Raw genomic sequence first — 4,513 nt, forward strand, 5'->3', positions numbered from 1 at the left:
GGTACCGTCAGATTGGACGGTGGCCGTGAAGGTTTGTTCGTTGCTATCGCTATCGGTCACGGTAATCGAGACCGTCGCGCCAATTTCATCACAAGTACCTGAGATGGTGGGCGTGGCATCGTTGAGCGTACCCAGTGCATTTACGCCTAGTATAGGCAGGGTTAGATCGATAAGGCCAGATGTAGTGACGGTGGCTAAATTACCTGCATCGTCGAGGACTTCCACCTCTACGTTGAGCAAGCCTTCGGAAACCGCTGAAGGTACATCCACACTGTAACTGCCGTCGGATTGTACGGTGGCCGTAAAGGTTTGTTCGTTGCTGTCACTATCCGTAACGGTAATCGACACCGTTGCACCAATTTCATCACATGTACCTGAGATGGTGGGCGTGGCATCGTTGAGCGTTCCGAGTGCATTCACGCCTAAAATCGGTAGCGTGAGGTCAATCAAACCAGACGTGGTGACGGTAGCTAGATTACCTGCATCGTCGAGCACTTCCACTTCCACATTGAGCAAGCCTTCGGAGACCGCTGAAGGTACATCCACGCTGTAGGTGCCGTCGGATTGTACGGTGGCCGTGAAGGTCTGCTCGTTGCTATTGCTATCGGTCACGGTAATCGAGACCGTCGCGCCAATTTCATCACAGGTGCCTGAGATAGTCGGCGTGGCATCGTTGAGCGTTCCGAGTGCGTTCACGCCTAGTATAGGCAGGGTGAGATCGATAAGGCCAGATGTAGTGACGGTGGCCAGATTACCCGCGTCGTCCAGCACTTCCACTTCCACATTGAGCAAGCCTTCGGAAACGGCCGACGGCACATCCACGCTGTAGGTACCGTCAGATTGGACGGTGGCCGTAAAGGTTTGTTCGTTGCTATCGCTATCGGTCACGGTAATTGAGACCGTTGCACCAATTTCATCACAGGTGCCTGAGATGGTGGGGGTGGCATCGTTGAGCGTACCCAAAGTGTTAACGCCTAAAATCGGTAGCGTGAGGTCAATCAAACCAGACGTGGTGACGGTCGCTAAATTACCCGCATCGTCGAGCACTTCGACTTCCACATTAAGCAGGCCTTCGGAGACCGCTGAAGGTACATCCACGCTGTAGGTACCGTCAGATTGTACGGTGGCCGTAAAGGTTTGCTCGTTACTGTCGCTGTCTGTGACTGTGATACTGACCGTCGCGCCAATTTCATCACAAGTACCTGAGATAGTCGGTGTGGCATCGTTGAGCGTTCCGAGTGCGTTCACGCCTAGGATAGGCAGGGTCAGATCGATAAGGCCAGATGTAGTGACGGTGGCGAGATTACCCGTATCGTCTAGGACTTCCACTTCCACATTGAGCAAGCCTTCGGAGACCGCTGAAGGTACATCCACACTGTAGGTGCCGTCGGATTGGACGGTGGCCGTAAAGGTCTGCTCGTTGCTGTCGCTGTCAGTGACGGTAATTGAGACCGTTGCACCAATTTCATCACAGGTGCCTGAGATAGTCGGTGTGGCATCGTTGAGCGTTCCGAGTGCGTTCACGCCTAGGATAGGCAAGGTTAGATCGATAAGACCGGATGTAGTGACGGTCGCTAAATTACCCGCATCGTCGAGGACTTCCACTTCCACATTGAGCAAGCCTTCGGAGACCGCTGAAGGTACATCCACACTGTAGGTGCCGTCGGATTGGACGGTGGCCGTAAAGGTCTGCTCGTTGCTATCGCTATCGGTCACGGTAATTGAGACCGTTGCACCAATTTCATCACAGGTGCCTGAGATGGTGGGCGTGGCATCATTGAGCGTACCCAGTGCATTTACGCCTAGTATAGGCAGGGTGAGATCGATAAGACCGGATGTAGTGACGGTGGCCAGATTACCCGCATCGTCCAGCACTTCGACTTCCACATTGAGCAGGCCTTCGGAGACCGCTGAAGGTACATCCACACTGTAGGTGCCGTCGGATTGGACGGTGGCCGTAAAGGTCTGCTCGTTACTGTCGCTGTCAGTGACGGTAATTGACACTGTTGCGCCAATTTCATCACAGGTACCTGAGATGGTGGGCGTGGCATCGTTGAGCGTACCCAGTGCGTTCACGCCCAGGATAGGCAGGGTGAGATCGATAAGGCCAGATGTAGTGACGGTGGCTAAATTACCTGCATCGTCGAGGACTTCCACCTCTACGTTGAGCAAGCCTTCGGAAACCGCTGAAGGTACATCCACACTGTAACTGCCGTCGGATTGGACGGTGGCCGTAAAGGTCTGCTCGTTGCTGTCACTGTCTGTGACTGTGATACTGACAGTCGCGCCAATTTCATCACAGGTGCCTGAGATAGTCGGCGTGGCATCGTTGAGCGTTCCCAGTGCGTTCACGCCTAAAATCGGCAGGGTTAGATCGATAAGGCCAGATGTAGTGACAGTAGCCAAATTACCCGCATCGTCGAGGACTTCCACTTCCACATTGAGCAGGCCTTCGGAGACCGCAGAAGGTACATCCACACTGTAGGTGCCGTCGGATTGGACGGTGGCCGTAAAGGTCTGCTCGTTACTGTCGCTATCCGTGACGGTAATTGACACCGTTGCACCAATTTCATCACAGGTGCCTGAGATAGTCGGCGTGGCATCGTTGAGCGTTCCGAGTGCGTTCACGCCTAGGATTGGCAGCGTTAAGTCAATCAAACCCGACGTTGTCACCGTGGCGAGGTTACCCGCATCGTCGAGCACTTCCACTTCTACATTGAGCAAGCCTTCGGAGACTGCTGAAGGTACATCCACGCTGTAGGTGCCATCGGATTGGACGGTGGCAGTGAAGGTCTGCTCGTTACTATCGCTATCCGTAACGGTAATTGAGACCGTTGCACCAATTTCATCACAGGTGCCTGAGATGGTGGGGGTGGCATCGTTGAGTGTACCCAACGCGTTCACACCTAGGATAGGCAGGGTTAGATCGATAAGGCCAGACGTAGTGACGGTCGCTAAATTACCCGCGTCGTCCAGCACTTCGACTTCCACATTGAGCAGGCCTTCGGAGACTGCCGAAGGTACATCCACGCTGTAGGTACCGTCGGATTGGACGGTGGCAGTGAAGGTCTGCTCGTTACTGTCACTGTCTGTGACTGTGATGCTGATAGTGGCACCAATTTCATCACAGGTACCTGAGATAGTCGGTGTAACATCGTTCAATGTACCAAGGGCATCGACACCGAGAACAGGTACGGTGAGATCGATGAGCCCTGTGGTTGTGACAGTGGCCAAGTTGCCTGCATCATCCAGAACTTCTACTTCAACCGTTAATAACCCTTCTGATAGTGCAGATGGTACCTCTACCGAATAGGTTCCATCAGATTGTACTGTTGCAGAAAGTACTTGTTCATTGCCATCTCCATCGGTCACGGTAATGCTGACAGTGGCGCCAATTTCATTACACGTACCGCCAATAATTGGTGTGGGATCATTCACACTGCCAATAACGTCGATAGCGATAATGGGTTGTGTGGTATCTATGGTTCCGTCGCCAGAAGCCGACGTAGAGTTACCAGCTGTATCCGTCGCCGTTGCGCTAATGGTGAAGTCACCTTCGGCCATAGCACTTGGTACGTCTGCACTGTAGCTACCATCAGGTTGCACTGTCGCGGAGAAGCTTTGGGCATTATGGTCGGCATCGGTTACTATAATTGTGACCGTCGCTCCTGCAGGTAGGTCGGTAGTGCCTGTAATGGTAGGCGTTGTATCTGATGTGTCACCCGTAGAATTAACCGAGATGGTGGGTGCGGTTACGTCAATTTCGCCAGTGTCAGTGGCTGAAGCACTGTTACCTGCGGCGTCCTCAGCGGTAGCCGTTACAGAGAAATTACCTTCCGCCAATGCACTCGGTGCCTCAACGCTGTAGGTACCGTCGACTTGCACGGTAGCCGTAGTGGTAGAGGTGGTGCTATTTGCATCAGTTATGGTAATCGTAATCGTACTTCCGGCGTCCAAATCAGAGGTTCCTGTAATCAACGGTGTAGTGTCGTTGGTGATCTCAGGTACATCAACGGTTACGGTTGGTGCTGTTACATCGATATTCCCGGTTGTTGTTGCTGTACTGGTATTGCCTGCTGCGCTGGTTGCACTGGCAGAAACCGATAGGTTGCCCTCGGCGGCTGGAGCAGGCAGTTCAACCGAGAAGCTACCGTCACTTTGTACTACCGCACTAAAGGTTTGCGTGTCATTTGCAGAGTCCGTCGAGGTCAGTGTTATTGTACTGCCTGCTGGTAAGTCAGTGGTGCCGGTGATGGTAGGCGTAGTGTCGCTCACATCACCAATCACCGCCAATGATAACAAGGGGGCTGAGGTGTCAATTTCGCCGCTTTGACTGGTGGTACTGGTATTGCCTGCATCATCCACTGCTGTGAGGGTAACGGTGTAGTCACCTTCAACCAGTGGTGTCGATGGCGTGACGCTAAAGCTACCATCGCCCTGAACCGTGGCGGTGAGAGTTTGGGTATCGCCATTGGCGTCAACCACGGTCAGAGTGACGGTGTTACCAGCGTCT

Annotated in this window: 1 protein-coding gene; it reads right to left on the reverse strand. The window is 53.3% G+C overall.

The features are described from left to right. Positions 1-4,513 (reverse strand): beta strand repeat-containing protein (locus ACXAH6_RS20255; RefSeq protein ID WP_474879797.1); only part of this gene is annotated, 4,513 nt, incomplete at both ends.

Source organism: Alteromonas sp. ABE4_545 (assembly GCF_056161325.1).